The sequence below is a fragment of the Rheinheimera texasensis DSM 17496 genome (genome assembly GCF_000711985.1).
GTDB classification, from domain to species: Bacteria; Pseudomonadota; Gammaproteobacteria; order Enterobacterales; family Alteromonadaceae; genus Pararheinheimera; species Pararheinheimera texasensis.
Window position 1 is genome coordinate 55893 of the sequence record NZ_JONU01000007.1, and the last position, 18618, is coordinate 74510.

An 18618-nucleotide genomic window follows, 5' to 3' on the forward strand; every position below is an offset into this window, starting at 1 on the left:
TCATACGAGCTTTACCCCCAAAAAGATAGGCGAATGCGCCGGTTTTATGATTTAGAACAATGTTGCTGCTCACAAAATATTCAATTGAAGCAACAATTTCCGACACTCCGGAATTAGGATAGAATACCGGTCCACGCTGTAAAGGTGATTCCTGATGGATCTGAAAATTGTTGGGCTGATGTTGCTGCTTTTCTGTTGTCAGGCCTGTACGCCACAGTCGCAGGCTGATAGTAGTCAGCGCACTGTAGTCAGGCAAACGACCACTACCCAGATGCAAACCACAGAAAATATCGAATTGATCTACCAGCCAGCCCGAATGGTGACAGAGTCGCCCCTGGCGCTGGATATTCAGGCGCCGGCAGGCTGGCAGTTACAATCAGCGCGGTTGCTCGGCATCAGTATGGAGATGCCGGTATTACCACTGTTTTTTACTAAAACAAACGCGACAGCTGTGACTAGTACCCGCTGGCAGACACAATTTTTACTCGGCGCCTGTGCAGACGAGCAGATGACCTGGCGGCTGGAGTTAGTATTTAAAGACGAAACAGGCGCTGTGCAGCGCCTGTCCGATGAGTTTCAGGTGCACCGTCGCTAGGCCGGATACGCCATCAACTACTGGCGATCGTCATTTGTAAATTCAGAGCGCTTTGGTCGCTCAGAGACAATCGCGCGGTTTCAGCACATATAAACTTCGACCATTGCTCCGGCCCCACTTCTTTGGCAGCACTGCCTTTCTGCTCACCCGGATTCCAAATCACTGATGCATCATGGCCCGCCTGCTGCAATTCTATCGTCGTCGGCGTCTGCACTGTTAATAAGGCTGCGGTGTGTTGATAAATACGGTCCGTTTCTGTACCAAATTGCAGCGCGGAGTTGCTGTCGTCCGGCTCCACTTTATTGATAAAGGTTGCCGGTAATGGCGCCACCGAAGCTTTCCTAACATCGTCGCAGGCGAAGTAGGTATGCAGTGCCGCCTGCTGTTTGGTTAAATCAGCACAGTGCAGATGCAAATGCAGACCTTTGTGGCTGAGCAAATACTGACACTGCAGCCGCACTTTGCCGTTGTGCCACGGAATATTGTCAAATTCAGCCTGCAAAATCAGCAAGGAGTGGTCACTGCAACTTTCATCGGCAACCTGCTGCCACATGGCCGTGCGGGCCAGCCCGTGATTCGGCGCTGATTTTGTTGTCAATTCTGGACTCACCGGGCCAAACCAGGGCCAGCAAATCGGCACACCGCCGCGAATGGGCTGCTGATTTAACCATTCGGTAGTTGGCGATAACCAGAGTAATTCTTCGTCAGCTTTTTTCAGCGACAGCACTTGTCCGCCATAGAGCGAAACGACCGCACTGTAATCAGCAAAATGAAAACGAATACAAGGTAAAGCAGCGAGATGGGCGTAACCGTCCAGATGGATAAAATTGGCCATAAATTGAAGCTCTTAGAGGTGAAATACGCCTTGATTGTGTGCTGCGCACTGCAGTTAAGCAAGCGCTGACGGGCAGAATTTCACTGGTCGGTGCTGCTGTAAAATTGGTGGGTCTGCAGAAACAACAAAGGCGACCGCGGTCGCCTTTTGTTTGTAAAAGTCTGCTTAAGACTTCATCAATTCCACAGTGTTGTCGAGCATACGGTTGGAGAAACCCCACTCGTTGTCGTACCAGGCCATCACTTTGACCAGACGACCATTCACCCGGGTTTCCGTCGCATCAAAAATTGATGACATCGGGTTGTGGTTGAAGTCGACTGACACCAGTGGCAGGTCGTTGACTGCCAGCACCTGATTCATCGGGAATTGCGCGGCCGCATCGCGGATGATTTGGTTAACTTCTTCAATCGTCGTTTCGCGACCGGCAATAAAGGTTAAGTCAACTAACGATACATTGATTGTTGGTACCCGTACTGCCAGACCGTCGAATTTGCCTTTTAATGCCGGCACTACCAGACCTACAGCCGCAGCTGCGCCGGTTTTGGTTGGGATCATCGACATGGCTGCAGCGCGGGCACGGCGTACGTCAGTGTGATACACATCAGATAAACGCTGGTCGTTGGTGTAAGCGTGGATAGTCGTCATCAGGCCAGATTCAATACCGAGAATGTCATTCAGCGGCTTGGCAATTGGCGACAGACAGTTGGTGGTACAGCTGGCGTTAGAAATAATGGTCATTTCTGGTGTGATGACGTCGTGGTTCACGCCATATACAACTGTGGCATCAACATCTTTCGCCGGGGCGGAAATGATGACTTTTTTCGCGCCTGCAGTTAAATGCGCGCCGGCAGACTGGCGGTCAGTAAACAGACCGGTACATTCCAGCACCACATCTACTTTTAAATCAGCCCATGGCAGATTTGCCGGGTTGCGTTCGCTTAAGGTCAGGATCTCATCCTGATTGACATAAATTGCTTTGTCAGAATGCTCGACGTTGGCAGCAAAGATACCGTGTGCCGTGTCGTACTTCAGCAGGTGCGCGTTGATTGCGGCATCACCTAAGTCGTTAATGGCGACGACTTTAATGTCGTATGACTTCTTACTTTCATATAAAGCACGTAAAACATTGCGGCCGATGCGGCCAAAACCATTAATCGCGACACGAATTGTCATAAGTCACCCCTGATGCTGACGAATTGTGTAGTAAAATTACATGTTTTTGCGCCATTTTCAAGCGGAAAATTGTTATGCAATCGTATTTATGTAATTTAATGACATAATCCGCTATTTTGCCATCGACGCTGATTTTTAAAGTCTTATACTGCGGAAAGATTCTTAAAAAAGTCTCAAAAAAGCCGGAGCCGGGCACAGAACCCCAAGATAAATCCGGTATGGACAAAGCGACGAAACCGAGTTGGAGCCTGTATGGATAAAACACTGCTTGCCGAATTGATTGGCTTTAATGGCATTGAGACCAAATTCACCGATGCCTGGGGCGATCCGGCTGAAGTGGCAGAGAAGGATCAGCTGCGTATTTTATCCGCGCTGGGCTTTGACGTCAGCGACGAAACCAAAGCTGCGGCACAGCTGCGTCAGCGTCAGCTGTTGCACTGGGCAGAACCGTTAGATCCGGTGTCAGTGCAAAATCGCGGCGAAGAGTACAAACTCGAATTACGCCTGCCACTGGCATTGGTGCACCAGCAGCTGTCGGTTACCGTCACCGCAGAACACGGCCAGCAACAGCAATTTATCCTGGTCGCGGTTGAAGATGGTGAACTGACGCAGGTTTCAGTGTTCGACGAAGTCGAATATCAGCAATATGAATTCCAGCTACCAATGCAGCTTTCTTACGGTTATCACCAACTGGCGCTGAAGATTGAAGGCGATGACGATGATTTCAGTCAATCGCTGATCGTGGTGCCGGAACGTTGTTATCAGCCTGATACATTCCAGTCGCAAAAGCAGTGGGGCATCTCGGTCCAGTTGTATGCGGTCAAATCAGACAGCAACTGGGGCGTAGGTGATTTTGCCGATCTTGGCCGGCTGGTAAAGCATCTGGCGGCGCAGGGCGCTGATTTTGTCGGTTTAAACCCCATTCATGCTTTGTATCCGGCGATGCCGGAATCTGCCAGCCCGTATAGCCCGTCGAGCCGGCGTTGGCTCAACATCATTTATCTGAGCGTGGCACAAATGCCCGGTTTCGCGCAGTGTGCCGCGCTGCAGCAACAGCTGTCACAAGCCGACTTTCAGGCTCAGTTGCAGGCGCAGCGCGACAAACACTGGGTTGATTACAGCGGTGTGATGCAACTGAAATTGCCGGCACTGCGTGCTTTGTATCAGTGGTATCTGGACCAGGGCCAGAAAGACGTTGCGTTGGCCGCTGAATTTAACCGCTTTGTCGCGGAAGGTGGCGATAGCCTGCGGCAGCTGGCGCTGTATGACGCGTTACATCTGCATTTGATTGCTCAAGATCCGCAAGCCTGGGGCTGGCCAAACTGGCCGGAACAATACCGCAGTGCTGACAGTGACGCAGTACAACAGTTTGCGGCCGCCAATCAGCACGACATCGGCTTTTTCAGTTATCTGCAATTTTGTGCGCAGCAGCAGCTCGCGACCGTGCAACAACAAGCGAAAGACCATGGCATGTTGCTCGGTTTGTACCGTGATTTAGCTGTAGGCGTCAGTGAAGCCTCCACCGAAATCTGGGCCAATCCTGAACTGTATTGCCGCGACGCCAGTGTCGGCGCACCGCCGGATATCTTAGGACCTAAAGGCCAGAACTGGGGCCTGCCGCCGATGTATCCTTATGAGCTGTTCCGTCAGGCCTATCAGCCAATGATTGACCTGTTCCGCGCCAATATGCGCGACTCAGGCGCGCTGCGGATTGACCATGTGATGGCACTGCTGCGCTTATGGTGGGTGCCAAAAGGCTCGGCATCAGCCGGTGAGGGCGCCTATCTGTATTACCCCATCATGGATTTACTCGGCATTCTGGCGTTGGAAAGTCAACGTCAGCAGGCGGTGGTGATTGGCGAAGACTTAGGCACAGTACCAGACGGGATTTTTGAGCTGTTGCAGCAATTTGGCATGTACTCCTACCGGATCTTCTTCTTTGAACAAGCGGAAGATGGCGGTTATACCTCGACTGCACATTATCCGGTGCAGGCGATGTCGGCGCTGACTACACACGATATGCCAACATTAATCGGCTTCTGGCACTGCTCAGATCTGAAACTCGGTCTGCAGCTGGGGCTTTATACCGAAGAAATTTTACCGGGTCTGTTTGCAGACCGGCATAAATCCAAGCAGCGTATTCTGGATTCGTTGCATGGCCACGGTATGTTGCCGGCAGATTATCCGCGCAGTGTCGAACATCTGGGCATGGACCGTACGCTCAGTTTCGCCTTGCAGCAGCATCTGGCGCGCGGTAGTTGCCAGCTATTGTGTCTGCAACTGGAGGACTGGATGGAGATGACTGAGCCGGTGAATGTGCCGGGTACCAGTGATGAATATCCGAACTGGCGACGCAAATTGAGCCTGACGCTGGAGCAGCTGGAGCAGCAGGAACACATCACTGCGCATCTGAAGCAATTGACAGCCAACCGCAGAACAGGGTTATATTCTTAATCTTAATGCAATAAGCCCCGCCATTTTGCCGCGGGGCTTCGCAAGTTCCCGCTTTTAATGACACAGGATTTGTTATGCCAAATCACTTGCTCCAAGCTCTGAACGACGTCCGTTGCGCCCAGCCCTTTGCTATTCTAGGCTGGCAAACTGCAGAAAAAGGCCTGTTGATCCGGGCCTTTTTGCCGTCTGCACTCAGGGTTAATGCTGTTGCACTGGATGATGGCAAAGCGTTAGGCGAGATGCATGCGGTAGCGGACGTTCCGGGTTTGTTTGAACTGCAATTACCGCGGCGCAAAAACCAGCTGCCATATCGCCTGGAAATGCAAAGCGCTAAGCACAGTTACAGCGTCATCGACCCCTATCAATTTAAAGATGAAGCGTTTTTTGCCGTGCATTATGTCAACAGCCGGCCGGAAAATCTGTACCAGCAGCTCGGCGCGCAACTTATTGAATTAAGCGCCGGGAAGCAGCGGATCAAAGCGACCCGGTTTGCCGTTTACGCGCCGCATGCCAGCAGCGTCAGCCTGATTGGCGATATGAACAACTGGGACGGTCGTTGTCATCCGATGGAACGCACCGCTTGTGGCCACTGGGTGCTGGTGATGCCGGAAGTAGCGGCCGGTGTGCGTTATAAATTTGAAATCAAAGATGCATCCGGTCACCTGTTGCCACACAAAGCCGACCCGATGGCATTCGCCGCTGAGCAATTTCCGTCGCATGCCTCGCTGGTGTTTGACCACAGCCGTTACCAATGGCAGGACAGTGCCTGGCAACAGCGGCAACACAACCCTTATCAGAGCCCGATGAGCATCTATGAGGTGCATTTAGGCAGTTGGCGCACCCATGCTGACGGTTCAGCGCTGACTTATCCGGAGATGGCGGCACAGCTCATTCCTTATGTGCTGGATATGGGCTATACCCACATTGAATTATTGCCGGTGCTGGAACATCCGTATTCCGGTTCCTGGGGTTATCAGCCGCTTGGGATGTTCGCGGTGACATCGCGCTTTGGTACACCGGACCAGTTTAAAGCCTTTGTCGATGCGTGCCATCAGGCCGGTATTGGGGTCATTCTGGATTGGGTGCCGGCGCATTTTCCGGAAGATGGTCACGGCTTAGCCCGCTTTGACGGTGGCCATTTGTATGAGTATGCCGATCCGCGCCGCGGTTGGCATCCGGACTGGAATTCCTGCATTTATGACTTTGGCAAAGATTATGTCCGGCAGTTTTTAGTGGCCAGTGCTTTGTTTTGGCTGGATAAATTCCATATTGATGGTCTGCGTGTCGATGCAGTCGCGTCGATGTTGTACCTCGATTATTCACGCGAACACGGTGAGTGGATCCCGAATATCGACGGTGGTAATCACAACTACGAAGCGATAAGCCTGCTGAAGTGGCTGAATCAGGAAGTCTACAGCAAGTATCCACATGCCATGACCATCGCTGAAGAATCCACATCTTTTGCCGGTGTCAGCCGTCCGGTGGACATGGGGGGGCTCGGCTTTGGCTTTAAGTGGAATATGGGCTGGATGAACGATACGCTGCGCTATATCAGCAAAGATCCGGCCTATCGCAAATACCACCACAGTGACCTGACCTTCTCGATGGTGTATGCCTATAACGAGAATTTTATTCTGCCGCTGTCACATGATGAAGTGGTACATGGCAAAGGCAGTATTCTGAATAAAATGCCCGGCGACGAGTGGCAACAGGCGGCGAATTTGCGCGCCTATTACGCCTTTATGTTTGCCCATCCGGGCAAAAAACTGAATTTTATGGGTAACGAATTTGGTCAGGGCACCGAGTGGAATCACAATCTGGCGTTGCCGTGGTTTTTGCTGGATTTTGACAAGCATCGCGGCATTTCGCAGTTATTCCGTGACCTGAACCATACGTACCGTCGCTGCAAGCCATTGTATGAACTGGATCATCAGGGCGCTGGCTTTGCCTGGATAGACCATCAGGACGCCGATCACAGTACGGTGTCGTTCCGTCGTATCGACAGCGAAGGCGATGTGGTGTACGTCGTTAGCAATTTTACGCCGGTGCCCAGAACTACCTTTCGCCTGCCAGTGCTTACGGCAGGGCGGTATGAAGTGATCCTGAATTCGGATTCTGCCTATTATTGGGGCAGTAATTACCCGGTCGGGCCACAGTTGCAGGCTGGCGACGACTTGCAGCTGGCGCTGGAATTACCACCGTTATCGACCTTATACCTGCGCCAATGCCGTTAAAGCGAGACTGATATGCAAGTTGTGCTGAGTACTGAATTTGGCGCTGCGGCCCCGTTGGGGGCCAGTTGTCTGGGCAACGACTGTTGGAATTTCGCCGTTTATGCGCCTGATGCCACCGGCTTGTCGTTATGTTTATTTTGCGCCGATACCGAAGAGGCGCTGGCTGAACTGGCTTTTGTCGCCAGAACCGGCGATATCTGGCATCTGCAGGTGCAGGGCGTGCCGGCTGGCAGCCTGTACCTGTTGCGTGCCGACGGGCCAGCTTTACCGTCCCAGGGCCTGACATTTGAGCCGCGGCATCTGCTGATTGACCCATATGCCCGCCAGCTCAATCGCGCTGTGGTCTTTAACGAACGGCTGTATCAAAGCGATAGCCATTATATGCTGGCTAAAGCGGTATTAACGGACACTGATTTTGACTGGCAGGGCAGCCAAAAGCCGAAAATCCCACGTGAAAAAACCATTATCTACGAGGCCCATGTCAAAGGCCTGACCATGCAGCACCCGCTGGTGCCGGCCGAGCTGCGCGGTACTTATGCAGCCTTGTATCACCCGGCAGTTATCGCCCATTTAAAACACCTCGGCATCACCACGCTGCAGTTGTTGCCGGTCGCGGCTTTTATGACGGAGCCGAGGCTGGAAAAGTTAAAACTGACCAATTACTGGGGTTACAACCCGGTGTGTTTTTTCGCGCCGGACCCGCGCTATCAACATTCTGATGCTGTGCAGGAAATCAAAACGCTGGTGCGGACTTACCATCAGCATGGCATTGAAGTGATTCTCGATGTGGTGTTTAACCATACCGCCGAGGCCGACTGCTATAACCTGAGTTTACGTGGTCTTGCCAATCGTCAGTATTATCTGTTTGAAAATCATGCAGATATTACAGACTACCAGCAATATTGTAATTACAGCGGCTGCGGTAATACGCTGAATATCGCCCATCCGGCTACGCAAAAGCTGGTGCTGGACGCGCTGCGTTACTGGCTGACAGAGATGCAGGTCGACGGTTTCCGCTTTGACCTGGCCGTCACATTAGCCCGCGAGCATAAACGCTTTACACCGGTGGCGACTTTTCTGCAAATTGTTGCGCAAGACCCGGTATTATCACAAGCCAAACTAATCGCTGAGCCCTGGGACGTTGGGCCTTATGGTTATCAGCTCGGGCAATTTCCGGCGCATTGGTCGGAACTCAACGATAAATTCCGCGATTCGATGCGCTCGTTCTGGCGCGGTGACCACGGCAGTCTGAACGAATTCACTACCCGGTTATTGGGCTCTCGTGACATCTTCCAGAAACATCATAAACCTGCAGCTTGCTCGGTCAATTATCTGGCTTATCATGACGGCTTTACGCTGCACGATGTGGTTTGTTACCAGCATAAACATAACTGGCTGAATGCCGAGCAAAACCGCGACGGTCATGACCATAACCTCAGTCTTAATTTTGGTGTGGAAGGGCCCAGCAGCGATGCTGATATTCTGCAGCGACGATACCAGCACAAACGCAATCTGGTTGCGAGCCTGATGCTGAGTCAGGGCATGATCCACTGGCTCGGCGGGGATGAGCTCAGTCACAGTCAGCAAGGCAACAACAATGCGTATTGTCAGGACAACGAACTGAGCTGGCTGAACTGGCAGCTGGATTATCATGCCACGCAATTTCAGAGTTTTGTTCAGCAGATGATTGCGGTGCGCCAGCAATATCCCTGCTTGCAGCAACTATCATTGTTAGATGATCAGTATCAGCGCCATGGCAATAAACATCAGGTGCATTGGCTGAACGCAGATGGCAGCGAAAAAACCGAAGCGGACTGGCACTTGCCGGCAACTCAGTATTGTTATTTTGTCGTAACCACCGATGGTAATGACGCGGAAATACTGTTGATGATCAACGCCGGAGCGAGCGCTATCAGTCTGCAGCTGACCGACAAACCCTGGCATTGTGTCATGGATACGTCAGTCGAAATGGGGTTGGTATCGCCGGTGCAACTCGCTGGCTCTGCTTATGAGCAGCAGGCCCATTCGCTGTCGCTGTGGGTACATAACCCGACAGCCGCCGCCATCACCGCGGCCTAATGGTCTGAACAGCATAAACTTTTCCATGCTGCACTGCCGATTGAACGATTTTCCAGTATAATCGCGCGCATTTTGCGACAGCTGCTATTGAGGAATGGGAATGACAATGTCAAACCAACTGTGTGACATCGGTTTTGTCGGTGCCGGCGTGATGGGGAAAAATCTGATCCTGAACCTGGCGGATCATGGCTACCGGGTTGCGGCTTTTGACCTGGACCATAAAAAGCTTGAATCGGTGATCACGCAGGATTTGCAGGAAACTAATGGCCTGGGTGGTCGGGTAGTGGCCTGCAGTTCCTACACAGAATTGTTATCCCGTTTGACGCAGCCGCATTTAGTCATTTTATCGGTACCGGCTGGCAAACCAGTCGACGATGTTTGCTGTAAGTTAATTGATGCCGGCATTGCCGCTGACGATATCGTCGTAGATACCGGCAACAGCCTGTGGACTGATACAGTCCGCCGCGAAAAACACTACGAAGGTAAATTTATTTTCTTTTCAACCGCCGTATCAGGTGGTGAAGTCGGAGCCCGCTTTGGCCCGAGTCTGATGCCAAGCGGCGACCCATATGCCTGGACACGGATTGAGCCGGTCTGGCGTGCAATTGCCGCCAAAGTTGACCCAGCCACCGGTCGAGCCATTGAACGCTACGAGCCGGGTAATCCGGTGAGAGAAGGCGACGCTTGCGCTACTTATATTGGTCCTTCTGGTTCTGGCCATTACGTCAAAATGGTGCATAACGGTATCGAATACGCTGATATGCAGCTGATTTGCGAAGTCTATCAGGTGATGCGCGATGCGCTCGGCATGTCCGCGCAGCAAGTGGCTGACGTGTTTAAAAGCTGGAATCAGGGCATCCTGAACAGCTATCTGATGGAGATCAGTGCCGAAGTCTTAGCCACTAAGGATTCTGAAACCGGTTTACCGCTGGTAGACGTCATTTTGGATAAAGCCGGACAAAAAGGCACTGGCCTCTGGACTGCAGTCAGTAGTCTGGAACTGGGCTGTGCCTCACCAACCATCGCCGAAGCAGTGTATGCCCGTTCTATTTCGACCAACAAAGAACAACGCGTGGCCGCTTCAACTATTCTGGCCGGTTCCAGTCATGACAAACCACTGGAATCTCAGCGTGAAACCTTGATTAAACAGCTGCATGATGCACTGTACTGCGCCAAAATCTGTGTGTACGCGCAAGGTTTTGACCTGATGAAAACAGCCGGTCAGGAACACGGCTGGCAACTGAATTTCGCTGAAATTGCGAAGATCTGGCGCGCCGGTTGTATTATTCGTGCCGTGTTCCTGCAGTCGATCACTGATGCTTACGAACGCAACGACGAATTAGCCAATCTGCTGGTAGACCCGTTTTTTGCCAAACAGATTTCAACCAACCAGATGAACTGGCGCCGGGCTGTGGCTGAAGCCACTATGGTTGGCGTGCCGGTGCCGGCGTTAAGCTCTGCGCTGAGTTATTATGACTCTTATCGCACTGCGGTATTGCCGGCGAACTTACTGCAAGGCCAACGCGATTACTTTGGTGCTCATACCTTTGAGCGTACCGACAAAGCCAAAGGCAAGTTTTTCCATGTCGACTGGAGCGTTTCCGGCCGGCCTATGGTCAAAGTGAAGTAACTGAACGGACGGAGCGGCGTGATGAAACTCAGTGATGCACAATGGCGCGAAAAACTCAGTGATGAGGAATTCCGCGTCACGCGGCAAAAAGGCACTGAGTATCCCTTTAGCGGCACTTTACTGTATAACGAAGCGACCGGTACTTATTGCTGTGTCTGTTGCCACCAGCCGTTATTCAGTTCCGCGACTAAGTTTGACGCAGGTTGCGGCTGGCCGTCGTTTTCTGCGGCGTTACCGGGACAAGTGCGTTATGCGCCTGACTTGTCGCATGGCATGCAGCGCACCGAGATCCTCTGCCAGCATTGCGACGCCCATTTAGGCCATGTGTTTGACGATGGCCCGGCGCCAACCGGACAACGGTATTGTGTCAATTCGGTGTCGTTGATTTTTGATGGCACTAAAGACTAAACATAAAAAACGCGGGAAGTACCCGCGTTTTTTGTTTAATTTGAATAGAACCGGACTTTAAAACACCGGTGGTTTAAACTGGCCTGCTTCTAATCCGGCAACAGTTTGGTCGGCCAGCGTTTCTATCTTATCTTTGTCCAGCGCGCTGCTGTCCTTGGCTGATTTTAAGATCAAATCAAATTCAATCCGTTCAACCCCGGACTCCTGCGCAACTAAAGCCCAATGGTAAGATTCTGCCAGCTGGTTTTGTTTGAAATACAAAGTGGTCAGGCTGGTGTATATATCGGTGTCGACCACGTCGCCGGCTTTATACAGCTTTAATGCATCCAGCATGGTTTGTATCGCCAGCTTTTTGTCTTTTTCGATGTAATAACGAGCCAGGGCAAATTTCAGATCCGGCGTGTTCAACTCGCCGGCTTTGGCGGCGCGTTCAAACTTTTCCAGATGTTCCTGGCTTTGGTGCCGTGACCAATGATAATACAGCAACCCTGGATATTCGGAGGTCCTGGTTTCCTCGGTCAGACGCTTGATTTCATTTAACGACACCATATAACTGTTAACCCGCGCAGTGGTTTTTTCTTTGAGCTTGATGTGTTCAATGCCTTTGGCCAGCTCCATACATTTGGAGTACTTTTCGAAATCGAGCAGCAGCCGGTATTTGTTGGCATCGGAGGGGAGTTTCTGTTCACCATAACGCGCCAGAATCGTTTCGGACCGTTCAATCCGGCAATGGCCATCTTCAACTAAATCAGTACAAAGGCCCGGTTTTTCCTGACAGACCTGGGTGATATTCAGTTCTTTCTCACCACAGGCACCCAACACGAACAATAAAGGCAATAGCGGCCAAGGTTTTTGCATAATTCCTCCGAGCTCAGAATGACCAGCATACGCAAATGCGCAGAAAAAATCATTTGTAATTGTTGTTGTAGGGTTACGAATTCAATTACAATGTGCCGCCCGCTGTGGCACCTGTCCCCGAACATTCGATAACTGAAGTAAAAGGCAAAACAGCATGACCTTATCTCACGAAGAACAGTATCAACGCAGCTGGCAGGAACGCCAGGAATACGCCGAAAATATGCAGCCAATTATTGGCCGGCTGTATCGGAATAAAGGCATTGAGTTGGTGGTCTATGGCAAGCCGCTGGTGAATGCCACTACGATCGACGTCATCAAAGCCCACAAAACAGTGGAACGTTTTGAGCAACAAAAACTGCGTCTGCGTGAGAGTTTCCCGGTGCTGGAAGCCATCAGCAAATTAGATCTGGCACCAGGCCGGATCGACCTGGGTAAACTGGCATTCGCTTACACTTACAAAAATGCTGCCGAAGGTTTAACACTTGAGCAGTACTTACAACGCGAACTGGCGGATTTACTCGGTCAGGATGACAAAATTAAACCAACTGACGTGGTGTTATACGGTTTTGGCCGCATTGGCCGGCTGTTAGCACGTCTGATGATTGAACGCGCCGGCCCAAGCGCCAAATTGCGTTTACGCGCCATTGTTGTACGTGGCGGCCGCAAAGGCGATTTAGAAAAACGTGCCAGCTTATTACGTCGCGATTCGATCCACGGACCTTTTAACGGCAGCATCACTATCGATAACGAAAATGGCGGCATCAAAGCCAACGGCACTTTTATCAAAGTAATTTATGCCGACTCTCCTGAGCAAGTGGATTACACAGCTTACGATATCCATGATGCCTTAGTCGTTGATAACACTGGTATTTGGAAAGATGACAAAGAACTGTCTATCCATTTCAAAGCCAAAGGCGCAGCTAAAGTACTACTGACTGCACCGGCCAAGGGTGAAGTGAAAAACGTGGTTTATGGCGTCAACCATAAAATGATCAGCGCAGATGACCGTATTGTATCTGCCGCCAGCTGCACCACCAATGCCATCACGCCGGTGTTAAAAGCATTAAATGACGAATATGGCATTCGCAATGGCCACGTAGAAACTGTGCATTCGTACACCAACGACCAGAATCTGATTGATAACTACCACAAAGCCGAGCGTCGTGGCCGTGCTGCGCCACTGAACATGGTCATTACCTCAACGGGTGCTGCTTCTGCGGTGGCCAAAGCACTGCCGGAATTAAAAGGCAAGCTGACCGGTAATGCGATCCGCGTACCAACGCCAAACGTGTCGATGGCAATTTTGTCACTGAACCTGAATAAGGCGACCGACCGCGATGCGCTGAATGCTTATTTGCAAAAAGTGTCGTTATTTTCAGATTTACAGGACCAGATCGATTTCACCAACTCCACTGAGATCGTTTCCAGCGATTTAGTCGGTTCACGTTACGCCGGTGTAGTTGATTCACAAGCAACTATCGTCGATGGCGACCGCTGTGTGTTGTACGTTTGGTACGATAACGAGTTTGGCTACAGCACGCAGGTTATCCGCGTGATGAACGAAATGGCCGGTGTGTTGTATCCAACCTTGCCGGTTGCGCTGTAACTAAGCTGCGATTGGTTTTGCAAGCCGCCTGTGGGCGGCTTTTGTTTGTCTGCAGCCCGGCTCAACATCCGCTTGTCAGTGCACATCGCGAGACAGGCGGGGCGCTGTTGTGATAGGCTGCGCCGGTCCTTTTTACCCTGCGCGGAACTCTTATAATGAAAATTACCTGTAATTTTGACAGTGGCAATATCGACGTGATTTCAGCCGAACGCATTGACGACATTCGTCTGGCGATCCGCAAAGACAATATGTCTGAATTTTATCAGTGGTTTCATTTCCGGCTGCACAGCGACAGCTTTGAACCTCACACCATTCGCCTGACCAACGTGAATACCTCCGCTTATCCAAAGGGCTGGGCCGACTACAAAGCCGTTGCCTCTTATGACCGCGAAACCTGGTTCCGGGTAGATACCGCTTATGACGGTGAACATCTGGTGATCACGCATTATCCGGAAGCTGAGTCCTGTTATTTCGCTTATTTTGCGCCATACAGCTACGAGCGGCATATGGATTTGCTCAGTCAGGCACAAGCGACAGGCCTGGCGCAATTGGTGGATTTAGGCAATACGCTGGATAACCGCGATATGAGTTTGCTGGTGATTGGCGAACCAGCCGATGGCAAGAAAAAAATCTGGGTAACCGCACGTCAGCACCCGGGTGAAACCATGGCGGAGTGGTTTGTCGAAGGACTGCTGGACCGCTTATTGGATCAAGATGACGGTGTCGCCCGTGAACTGCTGAATAAAGCGGTGTTTTATGTAGTGCCGAATATGAACCCGGACGGCAGCGTGCGTGGTCATCTGCGAACCAATGCCGCGGGTGTCAACCTGAACCGCGAATGGCAGACGCCTTCCATGGAAAAAAGCCCTGAAGTCTTTTTAGTCCGGCAAAAAATGCTCGAGACCGGCGTTGATATGTTCCTCGACATTCACGGCGACGAAAACCTGCCATACAACTTTGTCGCCGGCGCTGAAGGCGTGCCGTCTTACAATGCCAAAATGGCACAGTTAGAAACAGTATTTAAACAAACATTGCTGGCAGTGACGCCGGAGTTCCAGACCGAATTCGGTTATGAGCTGGACGCGCCGGGCCAGGCTAATCTGACCATTGCTTCGACCTGGGTTGCTGAACAGTTTAAGTGTCTGGCTTACACCTTTGAGATGCCATTTAAAGACAACGCGAATTTGCCGGATGCGCAGTTTGGCTGGTCTGATGTGCGTTCGAAAAAACTTGGCAATGATACGCTGATTGCGGTGCGGGCGGTCATTGATCTGTTGTGATCTGACGCGGGTATAATCACAGCGGGCCGGTTTGCAAAGCCGGCCTTTTGTTTTATAGTGCCGTGGGTTTTTCAGGTAGGTAATTATGGCGATAGTGGCGTGCCCGTTTTGTGGCAAAAAAATCTCCAGTAAGGCAGCCAGCTGCCAACATTGTGGCAACAGTCTTGCCGAAGTTTCCCCGGAACAAATTGAAAAAATTCAACGTGATAAACGCATGGCGTTAGCACAGAGCATCAACAATCATGCAATGTTGTCGGTGGTATTGCTGCTGGGCAGTTTTGTCTGGTGGTATTTCCGCGCACCGGAAGAAGGCAGCTGGCAGTCCTGGCTTACTTATGCGGTGATGGCCGTGGGGGCTGCCGGTTACATTATTTCCAAAGTCCGCATGGTGATGTTTAAGAGGACGTAACGTGGATTTTATGGCGATGGTCAGCGCGATGTCGGCTGACACCTATCAAAAGCTGCTGGACGCAGTAGCGACTAGCCGTTGGGCAGACGGTACGCCTTTAACGTCGCAGCAGCAGGAGCAAAGCATGCAGCTGGTGATGGCTTATCAGGCGCGCGTGCTGAAGTCAGCAGAGCCTTTTACTGTCGGCGCCGATGGCCAGATGGTGATCAAATCAAAAACGGAAATGAAAGCACAATTCAGTGCTGAGCAGTCAATCGCAAGGTTTGCACACGATGATCTTTAAGCGCTGGTTTAAGCCAAAATGGCAACACGAAAATCCTTCTGTCCGACAAGCTGCGATAGCGCAGCTCGACCAACAAACACCGCAGCAAAAAGAGATCCTGCACGAGCTGGCATTTAACGATGGCACTGAGGCGGTGCGCCGGGCAGCGCTGGAACGCCTGAACGAGTTTTCATTATGGTGGCAGGCCAGTAAACATGAGCCGGCTGAACGCCTACGCCAGTTTGCCGAGCAGCAACTGGTGCAGATGTTGTTGGATAACCGGGTTTCTGCACAATTAAAACAACAATTTATCGCTGAATGTCACCGCAGTAGTGTGTTGGAAAAGCTGGCGGTGCATGAAACTGATGCCGCATTAAAACTGCTGTTGTTGCAGCGCCTGCAACGCCAGGATTTGTACTTAGCCGCGCTGTCCGATGCAGTGTTGTCTTTTGAGCAAAAGCAGCAATTAGTCGGATTAATTAGCGACGATAAAGCGCTGGAAAAAGCCAGCCGGCACTGCGAGCCTGAATTACAGACGGTACTACAGGCCGAACTCGCCAACCGGCTGGAGCAAAAACAGAAGCCGGAGCGGCTGCGAAAACAGCTGGTGCTGTTACTGGCTCGTCTCAATGCTGTGCGGGAGAAAACCGATATCGCGGTGGCGCAGCAACAATGGCAGGAACTGCAGCAGCAGTGGCAACAGCTGGAGCCTGAACTCAGTGTATTGCCATCTGAAGAAGCGAGCGAATGCGTTAGCAAATATCAGCGGATTGTACAGCTGACCGAGACGATGTTTGCGCCAAAACTGGCGGCTTTGGCAGCAGAGCAGGCGAGACAACTGCAGCAACAGCAACAGCAAAAGCTGTTGCAACAATTTAGTCTGCAATTGCAGGTGCTGCAGCGCGATTTAGGTCAGTTGCTGGCGTCCGGCGACCTGGAGTCGGCCAGTGGCCTGCAACAGGCGCTAGATACGCTGCAGGCGCAAATCCGTACTGAACAGCTGGATGGTCAGACGCAGCGTCAACTGGAACAAAATATTTCGCAGTTGCAACAGCAACTGGATCAAATCCCGCAGCTGGCCGAGTCATTAGCCCTCGCGGCGCGTTTGTTAGCAGAACTTTCCGCGCAGCCATTGCCGCAAGCGGATCAGGTCGAACAGGCATATCAGGGCTTTAAGGTCTGGCAAAAAAACTGGCAGCAGGTCAGTCGTAGCGCCGGTGCTTTACTGCCGGCGCAATTCTCCGATAGTTACACCGCGCTTGCCACACAATGGCGGGAACATTGTGAGCCCTTATTAGCCCAACAACAAAAACAGCTACGTCAGCTGCGTAGCAAAGTCGCGGAGTTTAAGCGTCTGCACGGCGAAGGTCGCTTTAAAGTGTTGTTTGGCTTATGGAAAGGTATTCAACAGGATCTGGTGCAGCTGAATGCGGCGCAACAGGCGCAGCTTGAAAAAGAAGTGCAGCTTTGTGCTGAACTCATTGCGGAACTGACAGACTTACAAGCCTATATCGCGACGCCCCGTAAACAGGCATTGATTGCGGAGCTGCAGGCGCTCATTGCTGATGAGACGATTTCTATCAGTGCCAGAGCCAATCAGATTAAACAAGCGCGGGCGCAGTGGAACACTTTAGGGCGTGCCGATGCTGATCTGGATGAAGCGCTGAATCAGCAGTTTAATCAATTGTCTGAGCAGGCGTTTGCACCGTGCCGGGAATTTTATGCTGAACAAGATCAGCAAAGAGCTCAGGCAGCTATTAGTCGCCAGCTTGTCATCGATACCCTATTAGCAGCACAGACCAATCCGCCGCAAGGCCGGGCTTTAGATACCCTGCTGCAACAGCAACAACAAGCCTGGCAACAAGCCGGCCCTGTGGGTCGCGAACAATTTGGCGCTTTACAACAGGCTTATAAAGAGGCGTTGGCGCCGCTGAAACAGTTGCAACAACAGGCCTATCAGCAAGCCGCCACAGCAAAACAACAGTTGATTGCCCAGGCGACTGCGTTCGCCACCGAGGGCCTTGGCTCTCAGGTTGAGCAGGTGAAACAGTTACAACAGCATTGGAAGCAAATTGGTTTTGCCGGTAGCAAGCTGGACCAGCAGTTGTGGACCGAATTCCGCAGCGCCTGTGATGCATTTTTTGCCCGTCGTCAGCAGCAGCGCGATGCGGAATCGGCGCAGCTTGACGCCTGGCGGCAAGATATCACTGCGTTGTTGGCAGAAGTCAGTGCAGTGCCATTTGCCCAGTTAACAGAAGCGCAGTTGCGTGTGCAACTGCAGCAACTCAACGAGGTGGACACCGGCGACGACAAAGATTTACGCCAGCAGCAGCAGCAGTTACGGCAGCAAATCAGTGAGCAGCTTATTGCGGTGCAGAAGCAGGCAGAGCAGGGGCAATTCCTGCAGTTGTTCAGTGCACTGGAAAACCCGCAGGTACAGCCGACAGAACTGCCAGCCTTGTATCGTCTGGTGTTTAATCAGCAGCAGGAAACTATGAGTCGTGCAGATCTGACACTGGCGCTGGAATGGGCTGCAGGCGTGCCATCGCCGGCAGTGTTGACGGCTGATCGGCAACGGGTACAGATGCAGTTACTCAGTGACAAACATAACAGCGGCGATAACATCAGCCAGAATGAGCTACTTGGTCGCTGGCTACAGCATGGTCCTGTGCAGGCCGGTGAAGCGGAATTACTGGCGCGGGTACGGGCTTTATACCTGTCCTGACAGCTGTTGAGCGAAATAAAAAAACCACCTGACGGTGGTTTTTTATTCGCTGCCATCCATGGCGCTCTCC

Annotated in this window: 14 protein-coding genes; 11 read left to right on the forward strand and 3 right to left on the reverse strand. The window is 51.7% G+C overall.

Annotation, left to right across the window (positions count from 1 at the left end):
- Nucleotides 1-154: 154 nt before the first annotated feature.
- Nucleotides 155-595, forward strand: coding sequence for a hypothetical protein (locus tag Q399_RS0100380; protein ID WP_031564286.1), 441 nt, complete (start codon nucleotides 155-157; stop codon nucleotides 593-595).
- 13 nt (nucleotides 596-608) lie between these two features.
- On the opposite strand, the gene Q399_RS0100385 is transcribed toward Q399_RS0100380, so the two are convergent.
- The gene (locus Q399_RS0100385; RefSeq protein WP_031564288.1) at nucleotides 609-1430 is read right to left on the reverse strand and encodes an aldose epimerase family protein; all 822 of its coding nucleotides are present in this window, start codon (nucleotides 1428-1430) and stop codon (nucleotides 609-611) included.
- A gap of 165 nt (nucleotides 1431-1595) precedes the next feature.
- Entirely contained in the window at nucleotides 1596-2603 is a 1008-nt protein-coding gene (gap, locus tag Q399_RS0100390) for a type I glyceraldehyde-3-phosphate dehydrogenase (RefSeq protein ID WP_031564290.1), read from the reverse strand.
- A gap of 252 nt (nucleotides 2604-2855) precedes the next feature.
- Here gap and malQ point away from each other — a divergent pair, with 252 nt between their 5' ends.
- The 5 genes from malQ (at nucleotide 2856) to msrB (ending at nucleotide 11408) form a co-directional block, all read left to right on the forward strand.
- On the forward strand, nucleotides 2856-5057 hold the full coding sequence (gene malQ, locus Q399_RS0100395; RefSeq protein ID WP_031564292.1) for a 4-alpha-glucanotransferase: 2202 nt from the start codon (nucleotides 2856-2858) through the stop codon (nucleotides 5055-5057).
- Between the two features lie 74 nt (nucleotides 5058-5131).
- Nucleotides 5132-7291: a 1,4-alpha-glucan branching protein GlgB gene (glgB, locus tag Q399_RS0100400; RefSeq protein WP_031564295.1), complete on the forward strand. Its 2160-nt coding sequence runs from the start codon at nucleotides 5132-5134 to the stop codon at nucleotides 7289-7291.
- A 12-nt stretch (nucleotides 7292-7303) separates the two neighbouring features.
- Nucleotides 7304-9370 carry a glycogen debranching protein GlgX gene (gene glgX, locus Q399_RS0100405; protein WP_051685633.1) on the forward strand — a complete coding sequence of 689 codons (2067 nt, stop codon included), beginning with the start codon at nucleotides 7304-7306 and terminating at the stop codon, nucleotides 9368-9370.
- A 100-nt stretch (nucleotides 9371-9470) separates the two neighbouring features.
- Nucleotides 9471-11000: an NADP-dependent phosphogluconate dehydrogenase gene (gndA, locus tag Q399_RS0100410; RefSeq protein ID WP_031564299.1), complete on the forward strand. Its 1530-nt coding sequence runs from the start codon at nucleotides 9471-9473 to the stop codon at nucleotides 10998-11000.
- 21 nt (nucleotides 11001-11021) lie between these two features.
- Nucleotides 11022-11408, forward strand: coding sequence for a peptide-methionine (R)-S-oxide reductase MsrB (gene msrB, locus Q399_RS0100415; RefSeq protein WP_031564301.1), 387 nt, complete (start codon nucleotides 11022-11024; stop codon nucleotides 11406-11408).
- 57 nt (nucleotides 11409-11465) lie between these two features.
- Here msrB and Q399_RS0100420 read toward each other — a convergent pair whose 3' ends face one another.
- Nucleotides 11466-12266, reverse strand: a complete 801-nt coding sequence (locus Q399_RS0100420; protein WP_031564303.1) for a DUF2989 domain-containing protein — start codon at nucleotides 12264-12266, stop codon at nucleotides 11466-11468.
- Between the two features lie 154 nt (nucleotides 12267-12420).
- Here Q399_RS0100420 and Q399_RS0100425 point away from each other — a divergent pair, with 154 nt between their 5' ends.
- The 5 genes from Q399_RS0100425 to Q399_RS0100445 all read left to right on the forward strand — a co-directional run bounded on the left by Q399_RS0100425 (nucleotide 12421) and on the right by Q399_RS0100445 (nucleotide 18548).
- Nucleotides 12421-13872, forward strand: coding sequence for a glyceraldehyde-3-phosphate dehydrogenase (locus Q399_RS0100425; RefSeq protein WP_031564305.1), 1452 nt, complete (start codon nucleotides 12421-12423; stop codon nucleotides 13870-13872).
- Between the two features lie 155 nt (nucleotides 13873-14027).
- Nucleotides 14028-15152 (forward strand): M14 family metallopeptidase, encoded by a 1125-nt coding sequence (locus Q399_RS0100430; RefSeq protein ID WP_031564307.1) that lies wholly within the window; start codon nucleotides 14028-14030, stop codon nucleotides 15150-15152.
- Nucleotides 15153-15237: 85 nt separating this feature from the next.
- On the forward strand, nucleotides 15238-15561 hold the full coding sequence (locus Q399_RS0100435; protein ID WP_031564308.1) for a zinc ribbon domain-containing protein: 324 nt from the start codon (nucleotides 15238-15240) through the stop codon (nucleotides 15559-15561).
- A gap of 10 nt (nucleotides 15562-15571) precedes the next feature.
- The gene (locus tag Q399_RS0100440; protein ID WP_245612838.1) at nucleotides 15572-15844 is read left to right on the forward strand and encodes a YeaC family protein; all 273 of its coding nucleotides are present in this window, start codon (nucleotides 15572-15574) and stop codon (nucleotides 15842-15844) included.
- Nucleotides 15834-18548, forward strand: a complete 2715-nt coding sequence (locus tag Q399_RS0100445; protein WP_031564313.1) for a DUF349 domain-containing protein — start codon at nucleotides 15834-15836, stop codon at nucleotides 18546-18548. The genes Q399_RS0100440 and Q399_RS0100445 overlap by 11 nt, the downstream gene beginning before the upstream one ends.
- Nucleotides 18549-18618 lie beyond the last annotated feature (70 nt).